Source organism: Chromobacterium sphagni, assembly GCF_001855555.1.
In the GTDB taxonomy this organism is placed as follows: domain Bacteria; phylum Pseudomonadota; class Gammaproteobacteria; order Burkholderiales; family Chromobacteriaceae; genus Chromobacterium; species Chromobacterium sphagni.
In genome coordinates this window covers 79,420-104,765 of sequence record NZ_MKCT01000039.1, presented here as the reverse complement: position 1 = coordinate 104,765, position 25,346 = coordinate 79,420, and the positions used below count along the sequence as shown (strand labels likewise).

General features: G+C 64.4%; 26 protein-coding genes. 13 read left to right on the top strand and 13 right to left on the bottom strand.

Annotation, left to right across the window (positions count from 1 at the left end):
* Positions 1-134: 134 nt before the first annotated feature.
* On the bottom strand, positions 135-1,766 hold the full coding sequence (locus BI344_RS15080; RefSeq protein WP_071113703.1) for an ABC-F family ATPase: 1,632 nt from the start codon (positions 1,764-1,766) through the stop codon (positions 135-137).
* A 174-nt stretch (positions 1,767-1,940) separates the two neighbouring features.
* On the opposite strand from BI344_RS15080, the gene dapA reads away from it, so the two are divergent.
* A complete protein-coding gene (gene dapA, locus BI344_RS15075) occupies positions 1,941-2,816 on the top strand; it encodes a 4-hydroxy-tetrahydrodipicolinate synthase (RefSeq protein ID WP_071113702.1) in 876 nt (291 codons plus the stop codon).
* A 71-nt stretch (positions 2,817-2,887) separates the two neighbouring features.
* On the top strand, positions 2,888-3,961 hold the full coding sequence (bamC, locus tag BI344_RS15070) for an outer membrane protein assembly factor BamC (protein ID WP_239690826.1): 1,074 nt from the start codon (positions 2,888-2,890) through the stop codon (positions 3,959-3,961).
* A 728-nt stretch (positions 3,962-4,689) separates the two neighbouring features.
* On the opposite strand, the gene BI344_RS15065 is transcribed toward bamC, so the two are convergent.
* Positions 4,690-5,823, bottom strand: a complete 1,134-nt coding sequence (locus BI344_RS15065) for a ribosomal protein uL16 3-hydroxylase (protein ID WP_071113701.1) — start codon at positions 5,821-5,823, stop codon at positions 4,690-4,692.
* A gap of 140 nt (positions 5,824-5,963) precedes the next feature.
* Here BI344_RS15065 and BI344_RS15060 point away from each other — a divergent pair, with 140 nt between their 5' ends.
* Positions 5,964-6,443 carry an FKBP-type peptidyl-prolyl cis-trans isomerase gene (locus tag BI344_RS15060; RefSeq protein WP_071113700.1) on the top strand — a complete coding sequence of 160 codons (480 nt, stop codon included), beginning with the start codon at positions 5,964-5,966 and terminating at the stop codon, positions 6,441-6,443.
* 67 nt (positions 6,444-6,510) lie between these two features.
* On the opposite strand, the gene BI344_RS15055 is transcribed toward BI344_RS15060, so the two are convergent.
* The 6 genes from BI344_RS15055 to BI344_RS15030 form a co-directional block, all read right to left on the bottom strand.
* Entirely contained in the window at positions 6,511-7,260 is a 750-nt protein-coding gene (locus BI344_RS15055; RefSeq protein ID WP_071113699.1) for a phosphatase PAP2 family protein, read from the bottom strand.
* Positions 7,260-8,081, bottom strand: coding sequence for a peptide chain release factor N(5)-glutamine methyltransferase (prmC, locus tag BI344_RS15050; protein WP_071113763.1), 822 nt, complete (start codon positions 8,079-8,081; stop codon positions 7,260-7,262). The genes BI344_RS15055 and prmC overlap by 1 nt, the downstream gene beginning before the upstream one ends.
* A 9-nt stretch (positions 8,082-8,090) precedes the next feature.
* Positions 8,091-9,533, bottom strand: coding sequence for a magnesium transporter (mgtE, locus tag BI344_RS15045; RefSeq protein WP_071113698.1), 1,443 nt, complete (start codon positions 9,531-9,533; stop codon positions 8,091-8,093).
* A gap of 223 nt (positions 9,534-9,756) precedes the next feature.
* Complete coding sequence (mtgA, locus tag BI344_RS15040) at positions 9,757-10,443, bottom strand: monofunctional biosynthetic peptidoglycan transglycosylase (RefSeq protein WP_071113697.1); 687 nt, start codon at positions 10,441-10,443, stop codon at positions 9,757-9,759.
* Positions 10,444-10,445: 2 nt separating this feature from the next.
* The gene (aroE, locus tag BI344_RS15035; RefSeq protein ID WP_071113696.1) at positions 10,446-11,267 is read right to left on the bottom strand and encodes a shikimate dehydrogenase; all 822 of its coding nucleotides are present in this window, start codon (positions 11,265-11,267) and stop codon (positions 10,446-10,448) included.
* A 105-nt stretch (positions 11,268-11,372) separates the two neighbouring features.
* Complete coding sequence (locus BI344_RS15030; protein ID WP_071113695.1) at positions 11,373-11,825, bottom strand: rhodanese-like domain-containing protein; 453 nt, start codon at positions 11,823-11,825, stop codon at positions 11,373-11,375.
* Positions 11,826-12,098: 273 nt separating this feature from the next.
* On the opposite strand from BI344_RS15030, the gene glnA reads away from it, so the two are divergent.
* The 5 genes from glnA (at position 12,099) to BI344_RS15005 (ending at position 17,612) form a co-directional block, all read left to right on the top strand.
* Positions 12,099-13,517, top strand: a complete 1,419-nt coding sequence (glnA, locus tag BI344_RS15025; RefSeq protein WP_071113694.1) for a glutamate--ammonia ligase — start codon at positions 12,099-12,101, stop codon at positions 13,515-13,517.
* 125 nt (positions 13,518-13,642) lie between these two features.
* Positions 13,643-14,101: a DUF4124 domain-containing protein gene (locus BI344_RS15020; protein ID WP_071113693.1), complete on the top strand. Its 459-nt coding sequence runs from the start codon at positions 13,643-13,645 to the stop codon at positions 14,099-14,101.
* 153 nt (positions 14,102-14,254) lie between these two features.
* Positions 14,255-15,322 carry a nitrogen regulation protein NR(II) gene (gene glnL, locus BI344_RS15015; RefSeq protein WP_071113762.1) on the top strand — a complete coding sequence of 356 codons (1,068 nt, stop codon included), beginning with the start codon at positions 14,255-14,257 and terminating at the stop codon, positions 15,320-15,322.
* A gap of 34 nt (positions 15,323-15,356) precedes the next feature.
* The gene (gene ntrC / locus BI344_RS15010) at positions 15,357-16,769 is read left to right on the top strand and encodes a nitrogen regulation protein NR(I) (protein ID WP_071113692.1); all 1,413 of its coding nucleotides are present in this window, start codon (positions 15,357-15,359) and stop codon (positions 16,767-16,769) included.
* A gap of 87 nt (positions 16,770-16,856) precedes the next feature.
* Positions 16,857-17,612 carry a substrate-binding periplasmic protein gene (locus BI344_RS15005; protein ID WP_071113691.1) on the top strand — a complete coding sequence of 252 codons (756 nt, stop codon included), beginning with the start codon at positions 16,857-16,859 and terminating at the stop codon, positions 17,610-17,612.
* Here BI344_RS15005 and BI344_RS15000 read toward each other — a convergent pair.
* Positions 17,599-18,105: a VOC family protein gene (locus BI344_RS15000; RefSeq protein ID WP_071113690.1), complete on the bottom strand. Its 507-nt coding sequence runs from the start codon at positions 18,103-18,105 to the stop codon at positions 17,599-17,601. The two genes, BI344_RS15005 and BI344_RS15000, sit on opposite strands and share 14 nt — an antisense overlap.
* Before the next feature lie 93 nt (positions 18,106-18,198).
* On the opposite strand from BI344_RS15000, the gene BI344_RS24600 reads away from it, so the two are divergent.
* A complete protein-coding gene (locus BI344_RS24600; RefSeq protein WP_167359403.1) occupies positions 18,199-18,348 on the top strand; it encodes a hypothetical protein in 150 nt (49 codons plus the stop codon).
* Positions 18,349-18,522: 174 nt separating this feature from the next.
* Here the strand turns inward: BI344_RS24600 and BI344_RS14995 are convergent, their stop codons facing one another.
* Entirely contained in the window at positions 18,523-19,449 is a 927-nt protein-coding gene (locus tag BI344_RS14995; RefSeq protein ID WP_071113689.1) for a LysR family transcriptional regulator, read from the bottom strand.
* A gap of 91 nt (positions 19,450-19,540) precedes the next feature.
* On the opposite strand from BI344_RS14995, the gene metE reads away from it, so the two are divergent.
* Complete coding sequence (metE, locus tag BI344_RS14990) at positions 19,541-21,820, top strand: 5-methyltetrahydropteroyltriglutamate--homocysteine S-methyltransferase (RefSeq protein WP_071113688.1); 2,280 nt, start codon at positions 19,541-19,543, stop codon at positions 21,818-21,820.
* A gap of 65 nt (positions 21,821-21,885) precedes the next feature.
* Here the strand turns inward: metE and BI344_RS14985 are convergent, their stop codons facing one another.
* The 3 genes from BI344_RS14985 to BI344_RS14975 are packed head-to-tail and all read right to left on the bottom strand — an operon-like array spanning position 21,886 to position 23,462.
* Positions 21,886-22,344 (bottom strand): SixA phosphatase family protein, encoded by a 459-nt coding sequence (locus tag BI344_RS14985; RefSeq protein WP_071113687.1) that lies wholly within the window; start codon positions 22,342-22,344, stop codon positions 21,886-21,888.
* Between the two features lie 60 nt (positions 22,345-22,404).
* Positions 22,405-23,121, bottom strand: a complete 717-nt coding sequence (locus BI344_RS14980; protein WP_071113686.1) for an LrgB family protein — start codon at positions 23,119-23,121, stop codon at positions 22,405-22,407.
* The gene (locus tag BI344_RS14975) at positions 23,118-23,462 is read right to left on the bottom strand and encodes a CidA/LrgA family protein (RefSeq protein ID WP_071113685.1); all 345 of its coding nucleotides are present in this window, start codon (positions 23,460-23,462) and stop codon (positions 23,118-23,120) included. Before BI344_RS14975 ends, BI344_RS14980 begins: the two co-directional genes overlap by 4 nt.
* A gap of 95 nt (positions 23,463-23,557) precedes the next feature.
* On the opposite strand from BI344_RS14975, the gene BI344_RS14970 reads away from it, so the two are divergent.
* From BI344_RS14970 to BI344_RS14960, 3 genes are all read left to right on the top strand, one after another.
* On the top strand, positions 23,558-24,082 hold the full coding sequence (locus tag BI344_RS14970; RefSeq protein WP_239690825.1) for a chorismate--pyruvate lyase family protein: 525 nt from the start codon (positions 23,558-23,560) through the stop codon (positions 24,080-24,082).
* Positions 24,082-24,954, top strand: a complete 873-nt coding sequence (gene ubiA, locus BI344_RS14965; RefSeq protein WP_071113683.1) for a 4-hydroxybenzoate octaprenyltransferase — start codon at positions 24,082-24,084, stop codon at positions 24,952-24,954. The genes BI344_RS14970 and ubiA overlap by 1 nt, the downstream gene beginning before the upstream one ends.
* 155 nt (positions 24,955-25,109) lie before the next feature.
* Complete coding sequence (locus BI344_RS14960; protein WP_071113682.1) at positions 25,110-25,322, top strand: hypothetical protein; 213 nt, start codon at positions 25,110-25,112, stop codon at positions 25,320-25,322.
* The last annotated feature ends 24 nt before the right edge of the window (positions 25,323-25,346 follow it).

Below are 25,346 nucleotides of genomic sequence, written 5' to 3'. Positions count from 1 at the left end.
CTTCCCGGCCAGGTCCCTGATTGTTGTTGTCGCGCCGCGGACGGCGCATATGAAAAGCGGGAGTTTGTGCACCGCAATATAGCGCACGCCCTCCCGCCGGTAAAGCTACGGCCTGTGACAGACCATATCCGAATTTACTCCAGGCCCTTGCTGGCCAGATAATCTTCGTAGTTGCCGGTGTAGTAGTCGTAACCACCCTTGCCATCCAGTTCCAGCACGTGGGTGGCCAGCGAGCTTACAAACTGGCGGTCGTGCGATACGAAGATCAGGGTGCCCTTGTACTTTTCCAGCGCCATGTTCAGGGATTCGATCGACTCCATGTCCATGTGGTTGGTGGGTTCGTCCATGATCATCACATTGGGCTTCTGCAGCAGCAGCTTGCCGTACAGCATGCGGCCCTTCTCGCCGCCGGACAGCACGCGCACCGGCTTGCCCACCTCGTCGCCGCCGAACAGCAGGCGGCCCAGCGTGGCGCGGATCACCTGCTCGTCGTCGCCCTCCTGGCCCCATTGCCGCATCCACTCGGTCAAGGTCCAGTCGCTGTCGAAGTCGGCTTCGTGGTCCTGCGCGAAGTAGCCGATCTGCGCCTTCTCCGCCCACTTGATGCTGCCGTAGTCGGCAGTCAGCCCTTCGGCGAACTTGGGGTCGAAAGCGCCGGCCAGCAGCTTGGCCAGCGAGGTCTTGCCCGCGCCGTTGGGGCCGATCACCGCCAGACGGGCGCCGGCTTCCAGGATCAGGTTCAGGTCCTTGAACAGCACCTTGTTGTCGTAGGCCTTGTTGAGGTTTTCCACCTCGACGGCCTGGCGGTGCAGCTTGAACTTGTCGTCCATCTCGAAGCGGATGAACGGGTTTTGCCGGCTGGACGGCTTCACTTCCACCATCTCGGACTTCAGCTTGTCCACCTGCTTCAGGCGGCTGGTAGCCTGGCGGGCCTTGGACTTGTTGGCCGAGAAGCGGGCGACGAACTCCTGCAGTTCCTGGATCCGTTCCTTGGCCTTGCTGTTGGAGCTCAACTGGCGTTCGCGCGCCTGGGCCGAGGCGATCATGTAGTCGTCGTAGTTGCCCGGGTAGATGCGGATGGTGTTGTAGTCCAGATCCGCCATGTGGGTGCAGACCGAGTTCAGGAAGTGACGGTCGTGCGAGATGATGATCATGGTGGCGTTGCGCTCGTTGAGCACGTGTTCCAGCCAGCGGATGGTGTTGATGTCCAGGTTGTTGGTCGGTTCGTCCAGCAACAGGATGTCCGGGTTGGAGAACAGCGCCTGCGCCAAGAGCACGCGCAACTTCCAGCCGGGAGCCACTTCGCTCATCGGGCCGAAATGCTGTTCAACCGGAATGCCGACGCCCATCAGCAGCTCGCCGGCGCGCGCTTCGGCGGTGTAGCCGTCGTACTCGGCGAACTTGGCCTCCAGTTCGGCCGCGTGCATGTAGTCGTCTTCGGTGGCTTCGAGATTGGCGTAGATCGCATCGCGTTCGCTCATCGCCGCCCACATCTCGGTATGGCCCATCATCACCACGTCGATCACGCGCTGATCTTCGTAGCCGAACTGATCCTGGCGCAGCTTGCCCAGGCGCAGGCCGTTCTCGATGGCGACTTCCCCCGAGGTCTGCTCCAGGTCGCCGCCCAGAATCTTCATGAAAGTGGATTTGCCGGAGCCGTTGGCGCCGATCAGGCCGTAACGGTTGCCTTCGCCGAATTTGACGGTCACCTTTTCGAACAAAGGTTTCACGCCAAACTGCATGGTAATGTTGCTTGTGGTAATCACGCTTGAGGATCCTTCAGCCAGCTCGCCGTAAGTATCGGAAAAACGTAGGATTCTAGCACAATCACCCGACGTTCCCGAAGCCCCCGCCGCCGCCTCTCCACGAACTTTTGCCAGCCAGACGAATTCCGCTACAATCGTAAGCCTTGTAAATCCTTATCCCAGATAGGCAGAACTATGCTTACCGGCAGCTTGGTAGCTCTGGTCACTCCGATGTCGCAGGACGGCGCGGTAGACTTTGCAGCGTTGCAACGATTGGTTGAGTTCCACATCGAAAACGGCACTGCCGGCATCGTCGCCGTCGGCACCACCGGCGAATCGGCCACATTGTCTGTGGAAGAACATATCGAAGTGGTCGCAGCCGTAGTCAAATACGCTGCCGGACGCGTCAAGGTCATCGCCGGAGCCGGCGGCAACGCCACCGCCGAAGCCATCGAGCTGGGGCAACGCTCGGCAGAGGCCGGCGCCGACATGCTGCTGTCGGTAGTGCCCTACTACAACAAGCCCACCCAGGAAGGCCTGTACCAGCATTTCAAGGCGATCGCCGACGCCAGCGCGTTGCCGGTCATCCTTTATAATGTGCCCGGCCGCACCGTGGCCGACATGAGCAACGACACCGCGCTGCGCCTGGCCGAACACCCCAATATCGTCGGCTTGAAGGACGCCACTGGCGACATCGCCCGCCTGTGCGACCTGAGGCTGCGCGCGCCTGCCGACTTTGCGCTGTATTCCGGCGACGACGCCAGCGGCATGGCCTTCATGCTGTGCGGCGGCAACGGCGTGATCTCGGTCACCGCCAACATCGCCCCCAGGCAGATGAGCGAGCTGTGCGCCGCCGCCATCGGCGGCAAGGCCGAACGCGCCCGCGCCATCAACGACAAGCTGCAAGGCCTGCACAAGCAGCTGTTCGTCGAGCCCAACCCTATCCCGGCCAAGTGGGCCCTCGCGCGGATGCAACGCATCCCCGAAGGCATCCGCCTGCCGCTCACCCCGCTCAGCCAGGCTGCCGAGGCAGCCGTCGAAGCGGCCCTGAAACAAGCAGAAGTCCTTTGATCATCCCTTGCACGATGGGAGTCCGCATGAAACACAGCGCGTCCGTCGCGATTTTGCTGGCAACTGGCATTATGGCCGCTTGCAGTACCGAACAACCGCTTACTAAGCCGCTGGACTACAAGTCCGACGCGCCGAAAGCCACGGTCAACAGCCTGGAAGTTCCGCCCGATCTGACCACCCCGCAGATCCAGAACAAATACAACCTGCCCGGCGGCGTCACCACTGCCAGCGCCGATCCCGCCGTTGCGGCTGCCGCCTCGCCGGTTGCCATCAACCAGCTGGACAATGTCCGCATGGAGCGCGCCGGCACCCAACGCTGGCTGCTGGTGGGCAACAAAAAGGCCGCCGAATTGTGGCCGGTGCTGAAGGCCTTCTGGCAGGAGAACGGCTTCGTCATCAAGACTGAAGACCCAGGCGTCGGCATCATGGAAACCGACTGGGCGGAAAACCGCGCCAAACTGCCCAACGACGGCCTGCGCAAACTGCTGGAAACCGTCGGCCTCGGCAGCGTCTACTCCACCGGCGAACGCGACAAGTTCCGCATCCGCCTGGAAAACACGCCGCAGGGCACCGAGGTGTACTTCTCGCATCGCGGCATGGAAGAGATCTATGCCGACAACAGCAAGACCAACACCATCTGGCAGGCGCGCCCGACCGATCCCAACCTGGAAGCCGAACTGCTGGGTCGCTTCATGATCCGCCTGGGCATGACCGAAGAGAAGGCCAAGGCTCAGGTGCAGCAGACCCTGGCCAAGCCGGCCAAGCCGCAAGACCCCATCGTCGATGGCCAGCTGCAGCTCGCCGACGGCTTCGACCGCGCCTGGCGCCGCGTCGGCCTGGCGCTGGACCGCGTCGGCCTGATCGTCACCGACCGCGACCGCTCGCAGGGCCTGTACTACGTGAAGCCGGCCAAGGGCGAGACCGACAGCAAGGAAGACTCCGGCGGCGGCTTCTGGTCCAGCCTGGCCTTCTGGAAGAGCAGCGACGGCAAGTCCGTGAAGCCGACCGAGCAGGAATACCGGATCAAGCTGGTGGAGCAGTCCGGCGGCAACACCACGCTGCAGATCCAGGACAAGCAGGGCAAGCCGCTGTCCGACGAGTTCGTCAAAGCCGCGCTGGGGAAACTGCAGACCGAACTGCAATAACGCAACAGGCTCCAGCCGAAAAAACAACAGCCCGCATCTGCGGGCTGTTTTTTATGCCGGGCACATCTATTTATCGGATAGGATGAATCAAGTCGCCAGATTCCAATCGATCCGAGCCGTCTCGTCCCGCAATATGTAACGTTTTGTATTTCGCGGCAATTTCTGTGGTTTTTCCACCAAATTTACAACTATGGCTAATAAGCCACTGAATGGCAGGCACAAAAAAACCGGCCGAAGCCGGTTTTTTTGATGTTGCTTGCTGCGAATTACTTGGCAGCGGAAGCAGCCGGAGCAGAAGCGTCAGCAGCCGGAGCGGAAGCAGCCGGAGCGGAAGCGTCAGCAGCCGGAGCCGAAGCGGCCGGAGCGGAAGCTTCAACTGCAGGAGCGGAAGCCTCAGCCGGAGCTTCTTTCTTACCGCAAGCGGACAGGGCTACGGCCAGCAGGGCAGCAACGAGGAGCGACTGTTTCATTTTTTCTTTACCTTTGAGGATAAGTTGAACAAGACGTCAGTTATCGCACGGTCTCGACAATAAGCCGGGCGACTGAAAATCCATCAGTGAGCAAATTGTATCACGAAAAAAATAGCTGTATAGAGGGCAAAAATCTAAAAAAACCACATTGCCAATCTAAGCCGGGCAGCGGATGGCGCAGGCACAAAAACGGGCGTTTACCCCCCAAATGTAGCCATCCATCGCGTTGCCAATTCGATACAAGTGCAAAAACTGTTGTTATTGTGCTACATCAGCCAGCAAATGCCAATAACCTGACAAGTAACCATCGTACAAAGAAGCCAGCATATCGGCCGAATATTCGCCCGCAGCCAACCGGCGATGGTTGGCAAATTGCCGCCAGTGATCAAAATCCCCGTCTTCCGCCGCCACTTTCTCTCCGTTGCAGTAGACGCAGGCGTCGCAGAACAAAATCTGGCTCTTGCGATCCAATTCCAGTCCCTGGGCTGCCAGCGCTTCGATGAACGCCTCCTCGTCCAACTCTTCTTTCGGGCCATCGTAGAACACATGGGCCTTGGGCTCGGTCAGGTAATGGCCCAAAAAATCGCAAACCGTGGCCTTGTCCCAGCGGATCTGCGACAACAGGCCGGACACCTGCTCTATCATTTCCTCGCCGATGCGTGCAGGTTCCGCCTGCAACTTGAGGTCCGGGTCGGCATACACGCCGTCCAGGCAGACCCGGTCCTGCAGATAAACCAGGAACTGGGTGGCCAGTTCCTGCGCCGGCGGTGCGCGGAATCCGATCGAATAGGTCATGCCCGGCTCCAGCGCCACGCCGTGGTGCGCATAGCGCGGCGGCAGGTAGAGCATGTCGCCGTGCTCCAGCACGAACTCCTGTTCCATGCGGAAGTCTTTCAACACGCGGATCGGCGCGTCCTCGATGAAATCGTCGTCGTGCTGCGACGAGATTTGCCAGCGCTTGCTGCCGCCCACCTGCAGCAGGAACACATCGTAGGCGTCGAAATGCGGACCCACGGTGCCACCCGGCGGAGCATAGCTGATCATCAGGTCGTCCAGCCTGGCATAAGGGATGAAGTTGAAACGCCACAAAATCTCGTCGATATGCGGCAAATGATGATTCACCCCCTGCACCAGCAAGGTCCAGTCGGTCTCCGCCAGCTTGCGGAAACGCGCGGCGCGGAACGGGCCGCGCTCCAGATGCCAGCGGCCCTGCCGGCATTCGATCAGCCTGGACTCGGCGTCGTCTCGCTGCGCCAATTGCGACAATACGGAGAAATCGACATGCGGACCGACCTCGGTCAAGGCGCCACGGATCAGCAGCGGCTTCTTGTGCCAGTACTCGGCCAGGAACTGCTCGGGCGACATGCCGCCCAGTAAAGTTGTAGTGTTCATTGCGGTTTCACGGGCCTAAGATGCCCGTCTATGGTTTACAATATGGCCAGGAGCGCGAGCGCCCTATCTTGCGGTGGAAGGAACACCCTCGGGACCGTCCCTGTCAAGTTTTTTTACCATCCATCACGGATAACCAACTCATGCAAATCGCCAAAAACACCATCGTCACCCTCCACTACGAGATGTTCGATGTCGACAACAACCTCCTCGACAAGACCGAAGAGCCGATCAGCTACCTGCACGGCGGCTACGACGGCATCTTCCCGCTGGTGGAAGAGGCGCTGGAAGGCAAGGCAGTCGGCGATGCCATCGACGTCAAGCTGACCCCGGACGACGCTTTCGGCGACCCGGAAGAAGAGCTGGTCCGCGTGGAAGACCTGGACGTGTTCCCGGCCGATGTGGAAGTGGGCATGGTATTCGAAGCCGATGATCCGGAAACCGGCGAACTGCTGCTGTTCCGCGTCACCGACATCGCCGACGGCAAAGCCATCGTCGATGCCAACCACCCGCTGGCAGGCCAGAGCATCCGCTTCTCCGCCAAGGTGATCGAAGTGCGCGCGGCATCCGCCGAGGAAGTCAGCCACGGCCACGCCCACGGCGAGCACGGCCATCATCATTGATGCGCCGCAGGCGGCGTGAAACGCCATCGCCGCCTCGGGCGGGCCCCAGGGCCCGCCTTTGTTTTGCCTAGCGGCCGGAGCGGGCCAGTCTGGCAAAGCCCGACAACAGCACCAGCGCACCAATCCCCACCCGCAGCCAGTATTCGGCATACACCCCGTGATGCCCCAGTAACCAAGCCAGCTCGCCCGCCAACAGCACCAGCAGGATCATCTGCGCGGTGCGGGTGACGTCGCGCGCCCAGCCGGCGGGCCAGGCATGACTCAGGGCCAGCCGCATCGACGCCCAGCCCAGCATGGCCCCCGCCAGCAGGTCCAGCGGCCAATGCACGCCGATGGCGATGCGCGACAGCATCACCAGCGCCGCCAGCAGACACCAGCCGGCGGCCTTGCCCCAACGCGCGCCATGCCAGGCGAAGGTGGCCAAGGCCGCCACCGCCATCGCGTGGCCGGAGGGGAAGGATCCATTGCCAGGCAGCTTGTCCAGCAGATCCACCATCCCGTGCGGCAGCACCAGGGGCGGCCTCGGCACCGCGAAGCCGGCCTTCAAGGCAATGGCCAGCAAAATGGCGGCGATGCTGCCGACCACCAATGCCGGCAGCCGCTGCGGCGCGCGCCAACTCAAGGCCAGCAGCAGCGCCAGCACCGTCGGCCAGTCGCCGAACACGCTGGCGAAGCGCCACAGCGGCGCCGGCGCATGATGCAGCCAAGGATGCAGCGCCAGGAACAGCTGGCGGTTGGCGTCAGGCCACAGCAACAAGGCGGCGATCGGCGGAACCAGCAGCAGCGCCGGCCAGTAGGAAATCCAGCGTGGAGACATCAATCCGCCCGTTTTTGCCCGATGGTGATACGGTCCTGACCGGCCAGGTCGCGGATGGTTTCCACTTGCAGCAGACCGGCGGCGCAAAACAGCCCGCGCACCGCGGCGCCCTGGTCGTAGCCGTGCTCGACCATCAGCCAGCCTGCCGGCAGCAGACGAGCCGGCGCGCCAGCGGCAATCTCGCGCAGGCAGGCCAGGCCGTCGACTTCGTCGGTCAACGCGCCGCGCGGCTCGAAGCGCAGGTCGCCCTCGCCCAGGTGGCGGTCGCCGCGCTCGATATACGGCGGATTGGAGACGATCAGCTCGAATCTGTCATCCGGCGCCAGCGGATCGAACCAGCTGCCATGCCGGAAATCCACCTGGGCGCCCAAAGCCGCCGCGTTGCCGCTCGCCACCTCCAGCGCCTCGGCCGACAGGTCCACCGCGCTGACGCGCCACTGCGGCGCCTGCAGCGCCAGGGTGACGGCGATGATGCCGCTGCCGGTGCCCAGGTCCACCACCCGCGCCGGCTGGGCCGCGTCCAGCCGCGACAGCGCCTGCTCGATCAGGTGTTCGGTTTCCGGCCGCGGGATCAGCACCGCCGGGCTCACCGCGAAGTCGCGGCCGTAGAATTCGCGCACGCCCAGCAGGTAAGCCATCGGCTCTCCGGCCAGCCGGCGCGCCGCCAGCGCGTCAAAAACCATTGCGATATCTTCCGCCAGTTCCCTCTCGGGGTAGCCGACTATGGTTGCATGGCTCAGGCCGGGCCAGGCATGCATCAGCAGCATGCGGCTTTCCAGCCGAGGCAAGGGGTGGCGGCGCAGCGCCTGTTCTATGGTCAGCATCATGATTTAGAGTAGGAATAAGGTGGCCAGGCCGAGAAAAATCAGGAAGCCGCCTGAGTCGGTGCAGGCGGTGATCAGCACGCTGGAGCCGAGCGCCGGATCCTTCCCCAACTTCTGCATCAGCGTCGGAATCATCACGCCCATGGTGGCCGCCAGCATCAGGTTGAGCGTCATCGCCGCCAGCATCACCAGGCCCAGCGATACGCTGCCGTACAGCAGCCAGGCCACCGCGCCGATCACGCTGCCCCACACCATGCCGTTGATGATGCTGACGCCCAGCTCCTTGCGCCATAGCCGGCCGGTCTGGCCGATGCGCATCTGGCCCATCGCCAGCGCGCGCACGATCATGGTGATGGTCTGGTTGCCGGAATTGCCGCCGATGCCGGCGACGATGGGCATCAAGGCCGCCAGCGCCACCAGTTGGGCGATGGAATGCTCGAAGGCCCCGATGACCCGCGAGGCGAAGAAGGCGGTGCACAGATTGATCGCCAGCCAGGACCAGCGGTTCCTCACCGAATCCATCACCGGCGCGAACAGGTCTTCCTCTTCCTTCAGACCGGCCAGGTTCAGCACTTCGCTGTCGGATTCCTCGCGGATCACGTCCACCATCGCGTCCACGGTCAAGCGGCCCAGCAGCACGCCGCGCTCGTCCACCACCGGCGCGCTCACCAAGTCATAGCGTTCAAAGGCCAGCGCGGCGTCCAGCGCCGCCTCGTCCGGGTGGAAGCTCACCACTTCGGTGGCCATCACCCGGGCCACCCCGGCATCCGGGTCGGACACCAGCAGCTTGCGGATGGACAGCACGCCCTTGAGATGGCCGGCCTCGTCGGTAACGAAGATCTTGTCGGTCTGGCCCGGCAGTTCGTCGAAGCGGCGCAGGTAACGCAACACCACCTCGCAGCTGACGTCGGCGCGGATGGTCACCAGCTCGAAATCCATCAGCGCGCCGACGCGGTCGTCGCCATAGGACAGCACCGCCTGCAACTGGCCGCGCTCCTCCTCGTCCAGCCGCCCCATCACTTCGTACACGACCTGGCGCGGCAGGTCCGGCGCCAGTTCGGCCAGCTCGTCGGCGTCCAGATCGCCCACCGCCGCCACCAGCTGCTCCTGGTCCATCACCTCGATCAGCGATTCGCGCACCGCGTCGGAGACTTCCAGCAGAATGGGGCCGTCGCGCGCGGCGTCAGCCATGTCCCAGGCCAGCAGGCGGTCCTCCAGCGGCAGCGCCTCCAGGATATGGGCAATGTCGGCCGGATGCAGCTGCGCCAGTTTCTGGCGCAATTCGGTCAGATTGTGTTGCGGCGCCAGGGGGTCGACGGCCGGCGATTCGGCGGCGTCCTGGCGCGATACAAGATGTTCCAGCTGGCGTTGGCGCTCGATCAGGCTTTGCACCAGGCCCAGGCTTTCTTGCAGACGATCGGCGGATTGTTGCTTGTAGGCAACCGTCATGCACGTCTCCTTCCGCCCACAGGGCGCACAGGGTGCTGACGGTGTGAGGCGGGCTTATTCGCTAAGGGTATAACGGGATTGGATTACGGGGTAACCGGGTAAGTCCATTGCGCTTACCGCAGCTTGCGCGCGGCAATCGGAAAGAAAGTCGCGATTGTAACATACGGTAATAATGCGCTCCAACCAGCGCGGGAAGGCGCGGATCGGAGCGCAGGCAGGCGGCTCAGGGCAGTTCGACGTAAGCCATGCGCCGCTGGATGATGCGCGTCTTGCGCGCCAGGCCCGGCGCGTTGCGGTGAGTATCGTAATAGCGCGGGTTGGGCACCATCGCCGCCAGCTTGGCGCCCTGGAACGACGACAGCCTGGCCGCGCTGGTATGGTAGTAGTAGCGGGCGGCGGCCTCGGCGCCGAACACGCCGTTGCCCCACTCGATCACATTGAGGTAGATCTCGTAGATGCGGCGCTTGTCCAGCACCGCCTCCAGCATCAGCGTGATCAGCGCCTCCTCCAGCTTGCGCCACGGCGTCTTGCCGCTGGACAGAAACAGGTTCTTGGCCAGTTGCTGGCTGATGGTGGAGCCGCCGGCGACGATCTTGCCTTTCTTCAGGTTTTTCTCGAACGCCGCCTCGATGCCGTCCCAGTCGAAGCCTTCGTGGTCGACGAAACGGGCGTCCTCGGAGGCGATCAGCGCCCGCTTCAGATTGGGCGAAATCTTCTCGTATGGCACCCAGCGCTGGCTCAGCTCGGCGTCCGGATCGTCGGCCTGCAGCTTGGCTAGCCGCTCGTTCATGAAGGAACTGGCGCTGGGATTGTGGTCGCGCCAGTAGAGCACATGGCCGAACACCCACAGGTTATACAGAACAAAGGCGGCCGCCAGGGCCGCCAACAACTTGAATATCAGTCGCGACATGCTCAGGCCAACACTTCCCTCAGCATATTGGTCACCTTGCGCGTATCCGGCTGGATGCCGCGCCAGATGGAGAAGGATTCGGCCGCCTGCTCCACCAGCATGCCCAGGCCGTCGGCCAGCATGCCGGCGTTTTCCCCCTGCGCGCGCTGCAGGAAGGGCGTCAGCCCGCTGCTGTACACCATGTCGTAGGCCAGGGTGCGGGCGGTAAACACGCCGTGCGGCAGCGGCGGCATCTCATTGTTGAGGCTGGTGGAGGTGGCGTTGATGATGATGTCGAAGCTGCGGCCCTGCAGCGCGTCGTAGCCTACCGCCTCAACCTTGCCCCAGCGGGCGAAATGGTGCGCCAGCGCCTCGGCCTTGATCACGGTGCGGTTGGCGATGGTGAGCGCCGCCGGCTTCTGCTCCAGGATGGGCTCCAGCACGCCGCGCACCGCGCCGCCCGCGCCCAGGATCAGCACGCGCCGGCCGGCGATCGGATAGTCCAGGTTTTCCACGATGTCGCGCACCAGGCCGACGCCGTCGGTATTGTCGCCGTAGACCTTGCCGTCGCGGAAGGTCAGCGTGTTCACCGCCTCGGCGGCGCTCGCCCGCTCGGTCAGCTCCTGCGCGAAACGGAAGGCGTCGCCCTTGAACGGCAGCGTGATGTTGAGGCCCTTGCCGCCGGCGGCGACAAACGCCTCCACCACCTGGCGAAAACCGCCCAGTTCGGCAGACAGCCTCTCATAGCTGATGTCCTGGCCGCTGGCCCGGGCAAACTCTTGATGAATGAACGGCGACTGGCTGTGGGAAATCGGGTTGCCGATAACGGCGTAACGGTCGGTCATGTTCGCTTTTCCAAAAATTTAGGCGGCTGCGGCAACGGCAGCGGGTTCAAGCCACACTTTGCCGCGTAACGCGGCAAACTTCAACCGCCGCCGCGCGGTCTGCGCTCAGCCCTGCACCCAGGGCAGGCCGCGCTGGCGCCAGCCGCCCAGCGAATTGCGGTGGCCGGCGCCGTCGCGATCGCCCTCGAAGCCCTCCAGCACGTTGTACACCTCGCTATAGCCGGAATTCACCGCCAGGCGGGCCACTTCGTCGGAGCGGGCTCCGGAGCGGCACATCACCATCAGCACCGCCTCCGGGTCCACCTGGTGGGTCAGCTGCGCGATGAAGTTGGGGTTAGCCACCATGCCCGGATAGCTGCGCCACTCGATGTTGACCGCCTGCGGCACGGTGCCGACGAACTGCCACTCGGCATGGCTGCGCACATCCAGCAGCACCGCCTTGGGCAGCGACTGCAGCAGCTCGTAAGCCTCGTCGGGCAGCAGCGCGCCGCTGTAGGGCAGTTGCAGCTGCTCCGCCCGCTGGTGGGCGGTTTGCAGAATCTGGTTCACTTTGCTCATGCTGGTTTCCTCCTGCAACACGATTGGCTTAATGTCGCCGATTATCGATCCAGTCGGCATGACTGGCAAATCGCACCAAATTGGTGCACATCAAAATCATCAGCACCAGTTTGGTTCGATAACCGGCATCCCAGCCGGCTGGCTAAGCCCATCCGCCTATGACACAATGCAACAGCAGCGATTTTGGAGCTGGCACGCTTTCTGCTTAAAGCCGGGCGTACCGATTTTTTCGCACTTGCCCTTGGGTGCACGTTGCCTTTCAGGAGATAAACCATGGCCGTAGCCGACGTAGTCAAACTGATCCAAGAAAACGACGTCAAATTTGTCGATCTGCGCTTTACCGATACCCGCGGCAAAGAACAGCACGTCTCCATCCCGGCCCACGTGCTGCTGGAAGACGCCGACGCCTGGTTCGAACGCGGCCATGCCTTCGACGGCTCCTCCATCGCCGGCTGGAAAGGCATCCAGGCATCCGACATGCTGCTGATGGCCGACCCATCCACCGCCCGCATCGATCCGTTCTTCGACGAGCCGACCGTGTTCATGCACTGCGACGTGATCGACCCGGCCGACGGCAAGGGCTACGACCGCGACCCGCGCTCCATCGCCAAACGCGCCGAAGCCTACCTGAAGGCCTCCGGCCACGGCGACACCGCCTACTTCGGCCCCGAGCCGGAATTCTTCATCTTCGACAGCATCACCTGGGGCGCCGACATGTCCGGCTGCTTCGTCAAGATCAAGGCCGAAGAAGCGGCCTGGGCCTCGGCGGAAGAGTTCGAAGGCGGCAATATGGGCCATCGTCCGGGCATTAAGGGCGGCTACTTCCCGGTGCCGCCGGTGGACTCGTCGCAAGACATCCGTTCCGCCATGGTACTCCTGCTGGAGGAACTGGGGGTACCGGTTGAAGTGCACCACCACGAAGTGGCCACCGCCGGCCAGAACGAGATCGGCACCCGCTTCAGCACGCTGACCCAGCGCGCCGACTGGACCCAGATCCTGAAGTACGTGGTGCACAACGTGGCCCACAGCTACGGCAAGACCGCCACCTTCATGCCCAAGCCCATCGTCGGCGACAACGGCTCCGGCATGCACGTGCACCAGTCCATCTGGAAGGATGGCGTCAACCTGTTCGCCGGCGACGGCTACGCCGGCCTGTCCGATACCGCGCTGTACTACATCGGCGGCATCATCAAGCACGCCAAGGCGCTGAACGCCATCACCAACCCAGGCACCAACTCCTACAAGCGCCTGGTACCACATTACGAAGCCCCGGTGAAGCTGGCCTACTCCGCCAAGAACCGCTCCGCCTCAGTGCGCATCCCGCACGTGGCCAGCCCGAAGGCGCGCCGCATCGAAACCCGCTTCCCGGACCCGCTGGCCAACCCGTACCTGTGCTTCTCCGCGCTGCTGATGGCCGGCCTGGACGGCATCCAGAACAAGATCCACCCGGGCGACGCCGCCGACAAGAACCTGTACGACCTGCCGCCGGAAGAGGACAAGCTAATCCCGACCGTGTGCGCGTCGCTGGACGAAGCGCTGGCCGCGCTGGACAAGGATCGCGAGTTCCTGACCCGCGGCGGCGTGTTCTCCAACGACTGGATCGACGCCTACATCGAGCTGAAGATGCAGGAAGTCAACCTGACCCGCATGACCACCCACCCGGTGGAATTCGCGATGTACTACTCGCTTTAAACGCCAACCGGCGCTTGCAAAAACGGCAGCCGCGGCTGCCGTTTTTTTGCGTCCCGTCTTAAGCTTATATGACGACGCCGCCCGATTTGCTTATCATGCAAAAGCACCCTAACCAGTCACAGACGATGAAAACATTAGCCCTCATTCTGCTGCTGGCCTGCGGCGGCGCCCAGGCGGCCACCATCTACAAATACGTCGACGCCAACGGCAACGTCACCTACACCAATGTGCCGATACGCGGCGCGCAGCCGATCAAGCTGAGCCCGTTGTCGTCCTATCCCAGCCGCAGGGACAACGGCGCGTCCGCCGGCAAGCCCGCCGCCTCCGGCGGCTACCCCAATGTCGACGCCGACACTCAGAAACAGCGCGACAGCGGCCGCAAGAAGATACTGGAACAGGAACTGGCCAACGAGGTGAAGGCGCTGGAAGCCGCCAAGAAGGCGCTGGCCGATGGCAAGGCCACCCGGCTGGGCGACGAGGCCCGCAACTATCAGAAATACCTGGACCGGGTGCAGAAGCTGCAGGACGAAGTCACCGACCGCCAGAAGAATGTCGAAGCGCTGAAACGCGAACTGGGCATGTGATGGCTACTTGCACCAAGTTGGTGCAAACTACGACACCTGCGCTCCGCCGCGCCGCATCGCAGCGCCTCCCCGCCCGCCCTGGAGCTGGCCCGCTTATTGCTGTGCAATGTCATGCGCGATGCGCGCGCGCCGACCACCCGAAACCGGAACCTCATGCCGATACCCAGCTTTGCCGGACTGGAACTCCTAGACACGCCGGTGCTGATCTGCGACGCCGCGGCCTCGCTGCGCTTCGTCAATCCCGCCTGCGAAAACCTGCTGGCGCTGGGCAGCCGCGAAATGCTGCGCCACAGCCTGCTGGAGCTGTTCCAGCCCAGCTCCGCGCTGCAGCAGGCGTTGTCCACCGCGCTGCAGCAGGGCGCCAGCTACATCGAACACGATCTGGAGCTCAAGCCGCAGCACAACGACGCGGTGCTGCACGTCGCGCTGTCGATCACGCCGATAGACATGGACGCCGAGGGCAGCCTGGCGCTGATCGAGCTGAGGCCGCTGGACCAGCAGCTGAAGATAGCCAACGAGGAGAGGCTGCTGTTGCAGCACCAGGCCAACCGGGAGCTGATCCGCAACCTTGCGCACGAGATCAAGAATCCGCTGGGCGGCATCCGCGGCGCGGCGCAGCTCTTGGAGCACGAGCTGTCCGACCGGCCCGAACTGAAGGAATACACCGCGGTCATCACCGAGGAAGCGCTGCGGCTGCAGGCGCTGGTGGACCGGTTGCTGGCGCCGCACCGCAGCCACAGCCGCGGTCCGATCAATATCCACGAGGTGCTGGAGCGGGTGCGCAGCATCGCGCTGGCCCAGCATCCGCAGGGACTGGCGGTGATCCGCGACTACGATACCAGCCTGCCGCTGCTGTCCGCCGACAAGGAGCAGCTGATCCAGGTGGTGCTCAACATCGTCAACAACGCGGTGCAGGCGCTGCGCGGCCAGGGCAGGATCGTGCTGCGCACCCGGGTGGCGCGCCAGACCACGCTGGCGCGCAAGCGCCACCAACTGGCGCTGAAACTGCAGATCATCGACAACGGCCCCGGCGTCCCCGATGACATCCGCGACCATATCTTTTATCCGCTGGTCACCGGCCGCGCCGAAGGCACCGGCCTGGGCCTGACGCTGGCGCAGGCCTTCGTCCACCAGCACGGCGGCAGCATAGAGTTCGAATCGCGCCCGGGACAGACCTGCTTCACCGTGCTGCTGCCCCTGCTGACCGAAACCACGAACTGACAGATACCAACAAGAACGCTCAGGAGGCAACCCTATGACCAAGCCGGTCTGGATCATCGACGACGACAAGGCGATACGCTGGGTGCTGGAAAAGGCGCTCACCCGCGCCGACATCGGCTTCGACAGCTTCGCCAGCGCCGACGACGCGCTCAACGCGCTGTACGACGCCACGCCGCAGGCCATCATTTCCGACATCCGCATGCCCGGCACCGACGGGCTGAAATTCCTGGCCAAGGTCAAAACCGAGCACCCGCAGCTGCCGGTGATCATCATGACCGCCCACTCCGATCTGGACTCGGCGGTGTCCGCCTTCCAGGGCGGCGCCTTCGAGTACCTGCCCAAGCCCTTCGACATCGACCAGGCGGTGCTGCTGATAGAGCGCGCGCTGACGGAAAGCCAGGCGCAGGCCGCCGGCCCGGACAGCCCGGAGGCGATGCCGGTGCTGCTGGGCCAGGCGCCGGCGATGCAGGACGTGTTCCGCGCCATCGGCCGGCTGGCGCAATCCAGCGTCACCGTGCTGATCACCGGCGAATCCGGCACCGGCAAGGAACGGGTGGCCGAGGCGCTGCACCGCCATTCGGTGCGCGCCGGCAAGCCCTTCATCGCGCTCAACACCGCCGCCATCCCCAAGGACCTGCTGGAGTCGGAACTGTTCGGCCATGAGAAAGGCGCCTTCACCGGCGCGCTGGCCACCCGCCGCGGCCGCTTCGAGGAAGCCGAGGGCGGCACGCTGTTCCTGGACGAGATCGGCGACATGCCGACCGAGCTGCAAACCCGGCTGCTGAGGGTGCTGTCAGATGGCCATTTCTACCGCGTCGGCGGCCATACGCCGATCAAGGCCAATGTGCGGGTGATCGCCGCCACTCACCAGAATCTGGAGCAGAGGGTGCGCGACGGCCAGTTCCGCGAAGACCTCTATCACCGCCTCAACGTGATCCGGCTGCGGCTGCCGCCGCTGCGCGAGCGGCCCGAGGACATTCCGCTGCTGACCCGCCACTTCCTGGCCAAAAGCGCCGCGCAACTGGGAGTGGAGCCCAAGCGGCTGTCCGAGACGGCGATGGCGCTGATCCAGCGCAGCGTCTTCACCGGCAATGTGCGCGAGCTGGAAAACCTGTGCCAGTGGATCTGCGTGATGGCCCCGGGCCAGACGGTGGAAGTGGCCGATCTGCCGCCGGAATTGCGCGAACCGCACGGCCAAGCCGCCAGCCGCCGCGAAGACAGCGACTGGGACCGGCAGCTGGAGGAGGAAATCCGGCTCCGCCTGCAGGCGGGGGAAAGCGGCATCGCCGACGAGCTGGCGCGGCGCTTCGAAAGCTGCTGCATCCGCGCCAGCCTGGCCCACACCGGCGGACGGCGGGTGGAGGCGGCCCATCTCTTGGGCTGGGGGCGCAATACGCTGACGCGCAAAATCCAGGAGCTGGGCCTGGAGCATGGCGATGCCGGCTGACAATTATTAATCAATCAGCGCTGAAAAAAGCTCTAATTTTCAATATTTATTGATAGAATCGGGCAAAATCTCCACCCGATTCTTTTCATGCCACGCTCTGTCCTCGCACTGGCCTGTCTATGTCCGCTGTCGCTGTCGGCCGCCCCGCTCCAGATCGCCGTCAGCGACGCGCTCACCAGCCCCTACGTGATTGAAGACCCATCCGCCGCCAGCCCGCCGCGCGGCCGCGCCATCGAGTTGGCCCAGGCGGCGCTGAGCCACTGCCGGCTGGCTGGCCGGTTCCTGCGCCAGCCCTGCGAGCGCATCGTGCAGAATCTCGAGCTGAACCGCATCGACAGCGCGCTGTTGCTGTCCTACAAGAGCGAACGGGCCGGCCAGATGGCGTTTCCGCTGCGTCGGGGGCAAGCCGATCCGGAACGGCGGATGGCCACCTTCAGTTACGCTTTTTATGTCAGGGACGACAGCCCGCTGCGCTGGAATGGCAATCAGCTGAGCGGCCTCTCCGGCGCGGTAGGCATCAACCAGGGCTGGTCGATAGGGCGCGACCTGCTGGCGCGCGGCGTTCCGGTGGAGGAAAGCCACGGCATCGCCGACAATTTCGCCAAGCTGCAGGCCGGCCGCACCGACGCCTACGCGCTGCACCAGTTGGCCGGCGACCTCTACCTGCGCCATCACCCGGAACTGAAGATCCGCCGGCTTTCGCCGCCGCTGCAGAGCAAAACCTATTACTGGGCGTTCAGCACCGGCTACGCTCGCCAGCATCCGCGCCAAGTGGCCTGCCTGTGGCGGCAGATGCCCATCCTGCGCGCGCACTACCTGCCGGAAACCTTTACTCCACGATGAAACGCGCCAGCTCGCGCGTCCAATCCAGCTGGCCATCCGCCGGCTCCCTGTCGGCTGCCGTCTGCAATTCCTCCGGCACAAACCAACACACCTCGAACAGCAAGCCGTCCGGATCGTGTCCGTAGACGCTCTTGTGCACGCCGTGGTCTTCCTCCATCCCCAGCTTGCCCAACTCGGCAAGTTGGTCGCGGATGCGCTTGAGCTCGCTCAGCGTGTCCACCTCCCAGGCCAGGTGATACAAGCCTGCGGCGGGCTCGTGCGCGCCGGGAGTCTCGCCGCGCGGGCTGAACGGGCCCGAGCGCTGCTGGCCCAGATTGCGGCTGAACAGCGCCAGATCGTGGTCGTTGTCGGAATGCGCGGCTTGGGTGAACACCGCGCGGCTGGAGGCGGCGTCGCCCTTGGGGCGGAAGCCCAGCACGTCACGGTAGAAAGCGGCGCTGCCGGTCACATCGCTGACGTACAGCACGGCGTGGTTGAGTCGTTTGATGCCCATTGAATGATCTATCTTTCGTTCGAATGCTTAAAAGCTGTCAACATATATTGTATAACCCACTCCAATCCCGATTCGCCATCCAGGATCCCGCTCATGAATGCAACACGCACAGGCTTTACCTTGGGGACGCTGATAGCCGTCGCCCTGTCATGGTCCCACAACCACTCGCTGCTCTGGGCGATCATTCACGGCTTTCTCAGCTGGCTTTACGTCGCTTACTACCTGTTGCTTCAGCTGCGCTGACATAAAGCCCCGCGCCATCACAGCCGGAAATCCGCTAGGCGATTCGAGGCCAGCCCAGCGGAAGCGGCGCCGGCAACTGGCCTCCGCCCGCCCGCGCGCCATGCGTCATGCGCCATGCGTCATGCGTCATGCGTCATTCTGAATGAATACCGCATGGCCGTGCCAGCGCGGCGTTCAACTGGACAGCGGCGACAAGCCAGGTAAGGCGGCGAAACTGCAATCGCGCACCGTCTGCAGAAAATCCAGCATATAGGCCTGGGCGGCATCCTCGCCGCGCAGCGCCGCGTACAGCTCGCTCTGCAAGCCGCCGTCCCCCACCTGGCGCGCCACCACGTAGCCGCGCTCCAGATAAGGTTGCACCGTCCAGTACGGCAGCACCGCCACCCCGCGCCGGCTGGCCACCAGCTGGATGATGGCGATGGTCAGCTCGGCGGTGCGCCGCGCCGGGTTGACGCCTGTCGGCAGCAACACCTTGCGCAGCAGGTCCAGCATCTCGTCCGGCACCGGGTAATGGATCAGCGTCTCGCCGGCAAAATCCGCCGCCTGCCAACACGCCTTGTGCGCCAGCGGATGCTCGCGCGCGGCGATGGCCACCATCTCGTAGGAAAACAGCGGCTGATGGACGATGCCGGCCTGCGGTTCGGCCTCGGACACGATGGCCAGATCGGCGCGGTCGGACAGCAGCAGGCCCACCGGATCGGCGTGAAAGCCGGACACGATGTCCAGCTCCACCGCCGGCCAGTGCTGGCGAAACTGGTCCATCGCCGGCATCAGCCAGTCGAAGCAGGTATGGCACTCCACCGCCACCCGGATTTCGCCGGCCTCCCCCTGACGGATGCGCGCCAGATCGCGCTCGGCCGCCGCCACCCGCGCCAGCAGATCGCGCGCCAGGCCCAGCAGGCGCTCGCCCGCTGGCGTGAAGCGCAAGGGCTGGGTTTTGCGCTCGAACAGCGACAGGCCGTAGCCCGCCTCCAGCTGCTTGAGCTGGTGCGACAGTGCCGACTGGGTCAGGTGAACCCTTTGCGCCGCCTGCGACACGCTGCCGGTTTCGGCCAAGGCCAGCAGGCTTTTCAGATGCCGAAGCTCCAGTACGCTCATCATTAATTCCATTCATGCTGAACTACAAAATAATGAGTTTGAATCATACAGTACAATGACAGATGCTTGTTCCAACAGGAACAAGGAACAAGCCATGACCACCACCCACCTGCTGGGCTTCCCCCGCATCGGCGCCAAGCGCGAACTGAAAACCCTGCTGGAAAACTATTGGAAGCAGGAGATCGACGAAGCCGCGCTGCTAGCCGGCGCGCGCGCGCTGCGCCAGCGCCACTGGCTGCTGCAAAAAGGCGCCGGCGTCGAATTGCTGCCGGTGGGGGACTTCTCGCTGTACGACCACGTGCTGGACGCGCAACTGCTGGTGGGCGCGGCGCCGCCGCGCTTCGGCTTCGATCCCGCCGCCCTGGACGCCGAACAATACTTCCAGCTGGCGCGCGGCAATGCCGGACAACCGGCGCAGGAAATGACCAAGTGGTTCGACACCAACTACCACTACCTGGTGCCGGAATGGCATGCGGACACCGCGTTCAGCGCCCAACCCCAGCGGCTGCTCGGCCAGGTGCGCGAAGCGCAGGCTCTGGGCATCCACACCAAGCCGGTGCTGGTGGGGCCGCTCAGCCTGCTGTGGCTGGGCAAGGCCAAGGGCCTGGCCTTCGACAAGCTGAGACTGCTGCCGGGCCTGCTGGCCGCCTATCGGGATCTGCTGGCAGCGCTGCGGGCCTCCGGCGTGGAGTGGGTGCAACTGGACGAGCCCATCCTGGCGCTGGACCTGCCACAGGACTGGCTGGACGCCTTCGCTCCGGCCTATCAACAGCTGCAAGCCGGCGCGCCCAGCATCCTGCTGGCGAGCTACTTCGGCAGCGCGGCGGAGCACGCGGCACGGCTCAAGGCGCTGCCGGTGGCCGGCCTGCACCTGGATCTGGCGCGCGCGCCGCAGCAGCTGCAAGCCTTCCTGGCCGGTTTCCCGGAAGACAAGGTGCTGTCGGCCGGCATCATCGACGGCCGCAACGTCTGGCGCGCCGATCTGTCGCTCATGCTGCGGCAGCTGCAGGCCGCCCATGCGCAACTGGGCGAACGGCTATGGCTGGCGCCGAGCTGCTCCTTGCTGCACAGCCCCTTCGACTTGGCCGCCGAGATCCAGCTGGATGCCGATCTCAAGTCCTGGCTGGCGTTCGCGGTGCAGAAGCTTAACGAGCTGAAAACGCTGCAGCGCGGTCTGCGGCGGGGCCGCGCCGCCATCGCCGGCGAATTGGCCGGCAGCGACTTCGCCCAGCAGCAAAAACAGGGTAGTCCGCTGATCCACCGCCCGGCGGTGCGCCAGCGCATCGCCGCGTTGCCGGCCGACGCCGACCGCCGCGCCAGCCCCTATCCGCAACGCGCCGCGCGGCAGCAGGCGTGGCTCAAGCTGCCGCCGCTGCCCACCACCACCATAGGCTCCTTCCCGCAAACCGCCGCCATCCGCGCCAGCCGTTCCGCCTTCAAGCGCGGCGAATTGTCCGCCGCTGATTACCAAAAAGCGATGGAAAGCGAAATCGAACTGGCGATCCGCCGCCAGGAGGAGCTGGGGCTGGACGTGCTGGTCCATGGGGAAGCCGAACGCAACGATATGGTGGAATATTTCGGCGAGCAGCTGTCCGGCTTCGCCTTCACCGCCGGCGGCTGGGTGCAGAGCTACGGCAGCCGCTGCGTGAAGCCGCCGATCATCTACGGCGACATCACTCGGCCGCAGCCGATGACGGTGGCGTGGGCGCGCTTTGCGCAAAGCCTCAGCGCCAAGCCGGTGAAGGGCATGCTCACCGGGCCGGTCACCATCCTGCAATGGAGCTTCACGCGCAATGACCTGCCGCGCAGCGAGGTATGCCGCCAGATCGCGCTGGCGCTGAACGACGAGGTGAGAGACCTGGAGGCCGCCGGCATCCGCGTGATCCAGATCGACGAGCCGGCGATCCGCGAAGGGCTGCCGCTGAAGCGCGCCGAGCGCCAAGGCTATCTGAACTGGGCCGGCCAGGCCTTCCGCCTGTCCTGCCGCGGCGTCGACGACGCCACTCAGATCCACACCCATATGTGCTATTCGGAGTTCGGCGATATCCTGCCGGCCATCGCCGCGCTGGACGCCGACGTCATCACCATCGAAACCTCGCGTTCGGACATGGCGCTGTTGGCCGACTTCGGCCGCTTCCGCTACCCCAACGCCATCGGTCCGGGCGTCTACGACATCCACAGCCCGCGCGTGCCGCAAACGGATGAAATCCGCCATCTGCTACAAAAGGCGCTGCAGGTGATTCCAGCGGAACAGCTATGGGTGAATCCGGACTGCGGCCTGAAGACGCGCGACTGGCCGGAAGTGGAAGCGGCGTTGGCGACCATGGTTCAGGTCAGCAGAAAATTGCGCGAGGAACTGGCGCACACCGCATAAGGCGGGCGCGCAAAGGAAGGCGCCCCGGACAAGCCGGGGCGTCGTGGGTGGGGGCTGTTCGTCCATCACGGCTCCAGCATTCCCGGCGTCAGCATCAGCTTCAGCCTGGTCTGTTCATAACCATTGCGCTCGCGGTGGTTCAGCCACCACACCGAGCCCTTCTTCACGCTCCACATCTGTTGCTGCTCCGCCAGCAGCCTGGCCGCGAGCCAGCCGATATAAGGCTGATGGCCCACCAGCACCACCGCGCGCTCGGCATCCGGCCAGCCCACCGCCGCCAGCACCTCGTCCACCTCGGCGCCCGGGTTCAGCTCAGGCAGCACGGTATAACTCTTGGCCAGATAATTGGCCGTCTGCTGCGAACGCCTGGCTTCGGAAGCCAGCAGCAGATAATTGTCCGGCAGGCGCTGACGCAACCAGGACGCCATCTGGCTGGCCTGCTGCTGGCCGCGCCGGGTCAGCGCCCGCGCCAGATCGTCCACGCCCTCTTCCGCTTCGGCGTGGCGCCACAAGATCAAATCCATATCGCTCTCCTTTTCTCGCCGGCGGCTTGCCTTCATGCCAAGCCAACCGCGCTCTGCATGCTAACCGACCTGCAGCCAGCGCACCAGCCATGGCAACAGCATCGCAGTGAACACGCCATTCAGCCCCATCGCCAAGCCGGCGAAGGCCCCGGCGGCTTCGGAGAGGTGGAACACCCGAGCGGTGCCGATGCCGTGGGCGGTAACCCCTGTGGCCACGCCCAGCAGCATGTCGTCGTCCCAGCCCAGGCGACGGAACAGCGGCGGCGCCAGCACCGCGCCCAGAATGCCGGACACGATGACGAACATCGCCGCCAGTTCCGGCGCGCCGCCCAGGCCGCCGGCCAGACTCATCGCGATCGGCGTGGTCACCGTGCGCGTGGCCAGCGACACCAGCACCGTCCGATCCAGCCCCAGCCACCACCCCAGGCCCGCCGCGCTGGCCATGCCGGCCAGGCCGCCGGCGAAGATGCTGAGCAACAACGGCGCGGCGGCGCGCTTGAGACGAGACAAATTGCCGTACAGCGGCACCGCCAGCGCCACCGTGGCCGGGCCCAGCAGCAGTTGAAGAAAGCGCGCCCCCTCCATATACTGCCGATAGCTGCTGCCGCTCAGCCACAGCCATAGCAACAGGATCAACACCCCGAGCAGCACCGGATTGGCCAGCGGATGGCCATTGCCGCGCCGGCTCGCCGCCAGCGCCAGCCGGTAGGCCAGCAAGGTGACGAACACGCCGGTCAGCGGCGAGCCCAGAATCGCGGCGGGCAGGAGCGGGGTCATCGGTGCCGGCCCCGCAGCAGCAGCTTCAGCATGCCGGCGGTGACCAGCAAGGTAAGCAGGGTGGAGGCCAACAGGATCAGCAGCAGTTGTCCGCCCCGGCTCCGCAGCAGCGGCGCGTAAGCCAAGAGCGCGCCGCCGGCCGGTATGAACAGCAAGGACATATGGCCGAGGAAGCGCGGCGTCTCGCGCTTGAGCGTGGCCGGCACCGCGCGGCGCAGCCACAGCGTGGCGAACAACAGCAACATGCCCAGCACCGGCCCGGGCAAGGGCCAGCCCAACGTCCGCGCCAGCGCCTCGCCCGCCAGCTGATAAGCCAGCAGCCACAACAACAGGTCCAGCATACCGCCTCCCTTCACGCATCCAGCCTGCATGATAAGGGCAAGCCGGCGCTGGCGGATAGCGACAAGCCGGCTTGGCTTTTGGCATAATGCGCGCCATGGTTAACGATGCTCAATGGCGCTGCGCGCCGCCCGCCCTCCCCGCCCCCATCCGGGATTGCCTGACCGAACCCGCCTCGCTCAGCCTGCGCCTGCAGGCCGGCGGCCGCCGTTTCGCCGTTCAGGTGCTCGATCAGGGCGACAGCCGCGCGCTCGCCGACGAGGCCGACGCGCTCGGCCTGCCCGCCGGCGCCCCGCTATACGCTCGCCATGTGCTGCTGACCTTGGACGAAACCCCGGTGGTATACGCCCGTAGCGCCACCCGCCACAACTGTCCGGCCTGGATGCCGGTGCTGCTGCGCGGCAGCCGCTCGCTGGGCCTGACATTGTTCGGCGAGCTGCCGCAGCTGCGCCGCGAAGCGCTGCATTACCAGCTGCTGGCCGCCAGCCACCCGCTGGCGGAAGCGGCTGCCGTCGCCAGGGCGGCAACAGAGTATCCTGCGCGGCGCTGCCGTTTCCTGCTGGACGACGCGCCGCTGCTGTTGACCGAACTGTTCCTGCCCACCTTGAAGGATTTCCTGTGATGCCGCTTGCTACGCTCCGCGACCGCTACGACAACTACCAGCAGCTGATGCGCTGGGACAAGCCCATCGGCACCTTGCTCCTGCTATGGCCGACACTGTGGGCACTCTGGATGGCCGGCGACGGCAAACCGGATGCGCTGGTGGTGGCCATCTTCTGCCTGGGCACCTTCTTGATGCGCTCGGCCGGCTGCGTGATCAACGACTATGCCGACCGCAACTTCGACGCCCATGTGGCGCGCACCAGCCAGCGCCCTTTCGCCCGCGGCGCGGTGAGCGAGAGGGAAGCCCTGTTGCTGGCGGCCGCGCTTGCCATTCTGTCCTTCCTGCTAGTGCTGCCGCTAAACCACCTCACCTGGTTGCTCAGCGTGCCAGCGCTGCTGGTGGCCGCCAGCTACCCGTTCACCAAACGCTTCTTCATTATGCCTCAAGCATATCTCGGCATAGCGTTTTCCTTTGGCATTCCAATGGCCTTCGCCGCACAGACCGGCCGAGTGCCATTGCTGGCTTGGGCTCTGATGCTGGCCAACTTACTCTGGGTACTGGCCTATGACACCGCCTACGCCATTGCCGACAAACCAGACGACCTTAAGATCGGCATTAAAACCGCGGCGATTACCTTCGGCAACTTTGATGTCGCCAGTGTGATGTTGTTCCATATGCTTTTTCTCGCATCGATGGCAGCCATAGGCTTGCATCTGGGCCTGCTATGGCCCTACTACTTGGGACTGGCCGCGGCTGCCGCGCTGATGGCGCTGCAATACCGCGACATCCGCCACCGCGACCGCGCCTTGTGCTTCAAGGCTTTCCTGGACAACAACCGCGTCGGCACCGCGATTTTCGCCGGCGTGCTGCTCAGCTACTGGCTGCGCTGACCCCAAAAAAATATGACATTTACAATAAATTACATCCAGATTGACCCATTTTCATGAACTTCTCCCGCGCCAGCCGGCTCTGAGCATGGCCGGGTCCTGTCCCGGCAAAGGGCATACACGCCGATACCAATAAGTCACACAGGAAGGTGAACATCATGAAAAAACTGCTGACCGCTCTGATCGCTGCTGCTTTCGCTGGCTCCGCTTTCGCCGCTCCGGCCGCTTCCGCTCCGGCCGCCGAAAAGAAAATGGAACACAAGGCCGAACACAAGAAGGCCCAGCACAAGAAAGCGCACAAGAAGCACGCTTCCGGCGCCGCGCATCAAAAGCACAAGGCTGAACACAAGGCAGCCTCGGCCGCCAAGTAAGCTCCAGGCGTAAAAAAAGCTCCC

What these genes read in the sequence shown, in the direction of transcription:
- BI344_RS14985 (WP_071113687.1), bottom strand. Translation starts at nt 22,344, where the DNA reads ATGGATTTGATCTTGTGGCGCCACGCCGAAGCGGAAGAGGGCGTGGAC.
- BI344_RS15020 (WP_071113693.1), top strand. Translation starts at nt 13,643, where the DNA reads ATGAAAACATTAGCCCTCATTCTGCTGCTGGCCTGCGGCGGCGCCCAG.
- aroE (WP_071113696.1), bottom strand. Translation starts at nt 11,267, where the DNA reads ATGACCGACCGTTACGCCGTTATCGGCAACCCGATTTCCCACAGCCAG.
- metE (WP_071113688.1), top strand. Translation starts at nt 19,541, where the DNA reads ATGACCACCACCCACCTGCTGGGCTTCCCCCGCATCGGCGCCAAGCGC.
- ubiA (WP_071113683.1), top strand. Translation starts at nt 24,082, where the DNA reads ATGCCGCTTGCTACGCTCCGCGACCGCTACGACAACTACCAGCAGCTG.
- dapA (WP_071113702.1), top strand. Translation starts at nt 1,941, where the DNA reads ATGCTTACCGGCAGCTTGGTAGCTCTGGTCACTCCGATGTCGCAGGAC.
- BI344_RS24600 (WP_167359403.1), top strand. Translation starts at nt 18,199, where the DNA reads ATGAATGCAACACGCACAGGCTTTACCTTGGGGACGCTGATAGCCGTC.
- BI344_RS15055 (WP_071113699.1), bottom strand. Translation starts at nt 7,260, where the DNA reads ATGTCTCCACGCTGGATTTCCTACTGGCCGGCGCTGCTGCTGGTTCCG.
- BI344_RS14995 (WP_071113689.1), bottom strand. Translation starts at nt 19,449, where the DNA reads ATGATGAGCGTACTGGAGCTTCGGCATCTGAAAAGCCTGCTGGCCTTG.
- ntrC (WP_071113692.1), top strand. Translation starts at nt 15,357, where the DNA reads ATGACCAAGCCGGTCTGGATCATCGACGACGACAAGGCGATACGCTGG.
- bamC (WP_239690826.1), top strand. Translation starts at nt 2,888, where the DNA reads ATGGCCGCTTGCAGTACCGAACAACCGCTTACTAAGCCGCTGGACTAC.
- mtgA (WP_071113697.1), bottom strand. Translation starts at nt 10,443, where the DNA reads ATGTCGCGACTGATATTCAAGTTGTTGGCGGCCCTGGCGGCCGCCTTT.
- BI344_RS14980 (WP_071113686.1), bottom strand. Translation starts at nt 23,121, where the DNA reads ATGACCCCGCTCCTGCCCGCCGCGATTCTGGGCTCGCCGCTGACCGGC.
- glnA (WP_071113694.1), top strand. Translation starts at nt 12,099, where the DNA reads ATGGCCGTAGCCGACGTAGTCAAACTGATCCAAGAAAACGACGTCAAA.
- glnL (WP_071113762.1), top strand. Translation starts at nt 14,255, where the DNA reads ATGCCGATACCCAGCTTTGCCGGACTGGAACTCCTAGACACGCCGGTG.
- BI344_RS14960 (WP_071113682.1), top strand. Translation starts at nt 25,110, where the DNA reads ATGAAAAAACTGCTGACCGCTCTGATCGCTGCTGCTTTCGCTGGCTCC.
- BI344_RS15000 (WP_071113690.1), bottom strand. Translation starts at nt 18,105, where the DNA reads ATGGGCATCAAACGACTCAACCACGCCGTGCTGTACGTCAGCGATGTG.
- BI344_RS15060 (WP_071113700.1), top strand. Translation starts at nt 5,964, where the DNA reads ATGCAAATCGCCAAAAACACCATCGTCACCCTCCACTACGAGATGTTC.
- mgtE (WP_071113698.1), bottom strand. Translation starts at nt 9,533, where the DNA reads ATGACGGTTGCCTACAAGCAACAATCCGCCGATCGTCTGCAAGAAAGC.
- BI344_RS14975 (WP_071113685.1), bottom strand. Translation starts at nt 23,462, where the DNA reads ATGCTGGACCTGTTGTTGTGGCTGCTGGCTTATCAGCTGGCGGGCGAG.
- BI344_RS15065 (WP_071113701.1), bottom strand. Translation starts at nt 5,823, where the DNA reads ATGAACACTACAACTTTACTGGGCGGCATGTCGCCCGAGCAGTTCCTG.
- BI344_RS14970 (WP_239690825.1), top strand. Translation starts at nt 23,558, where the DNA reads ATGGTTAACGATGCTCAATGGCGCTGCGCGCCGCCCGCCCTCCCCGCC.
- BI344_RS15005 (WP_071113691.1), top strand. Translation starts at nt 16,857, where the DNA reads ATGCCACGCTCTGTCCTCGCACTGGCCTGTCTATGTCCGCTGTCGCTG.
- BI344_RS15030 (WP_071113695.1), bottom strand. Translation starts at nt 11,825, where the DNA reads ATGAGCAAAGTGAACCAGATTCTGCAAACCGCCCACCAGCGGGCGGAG.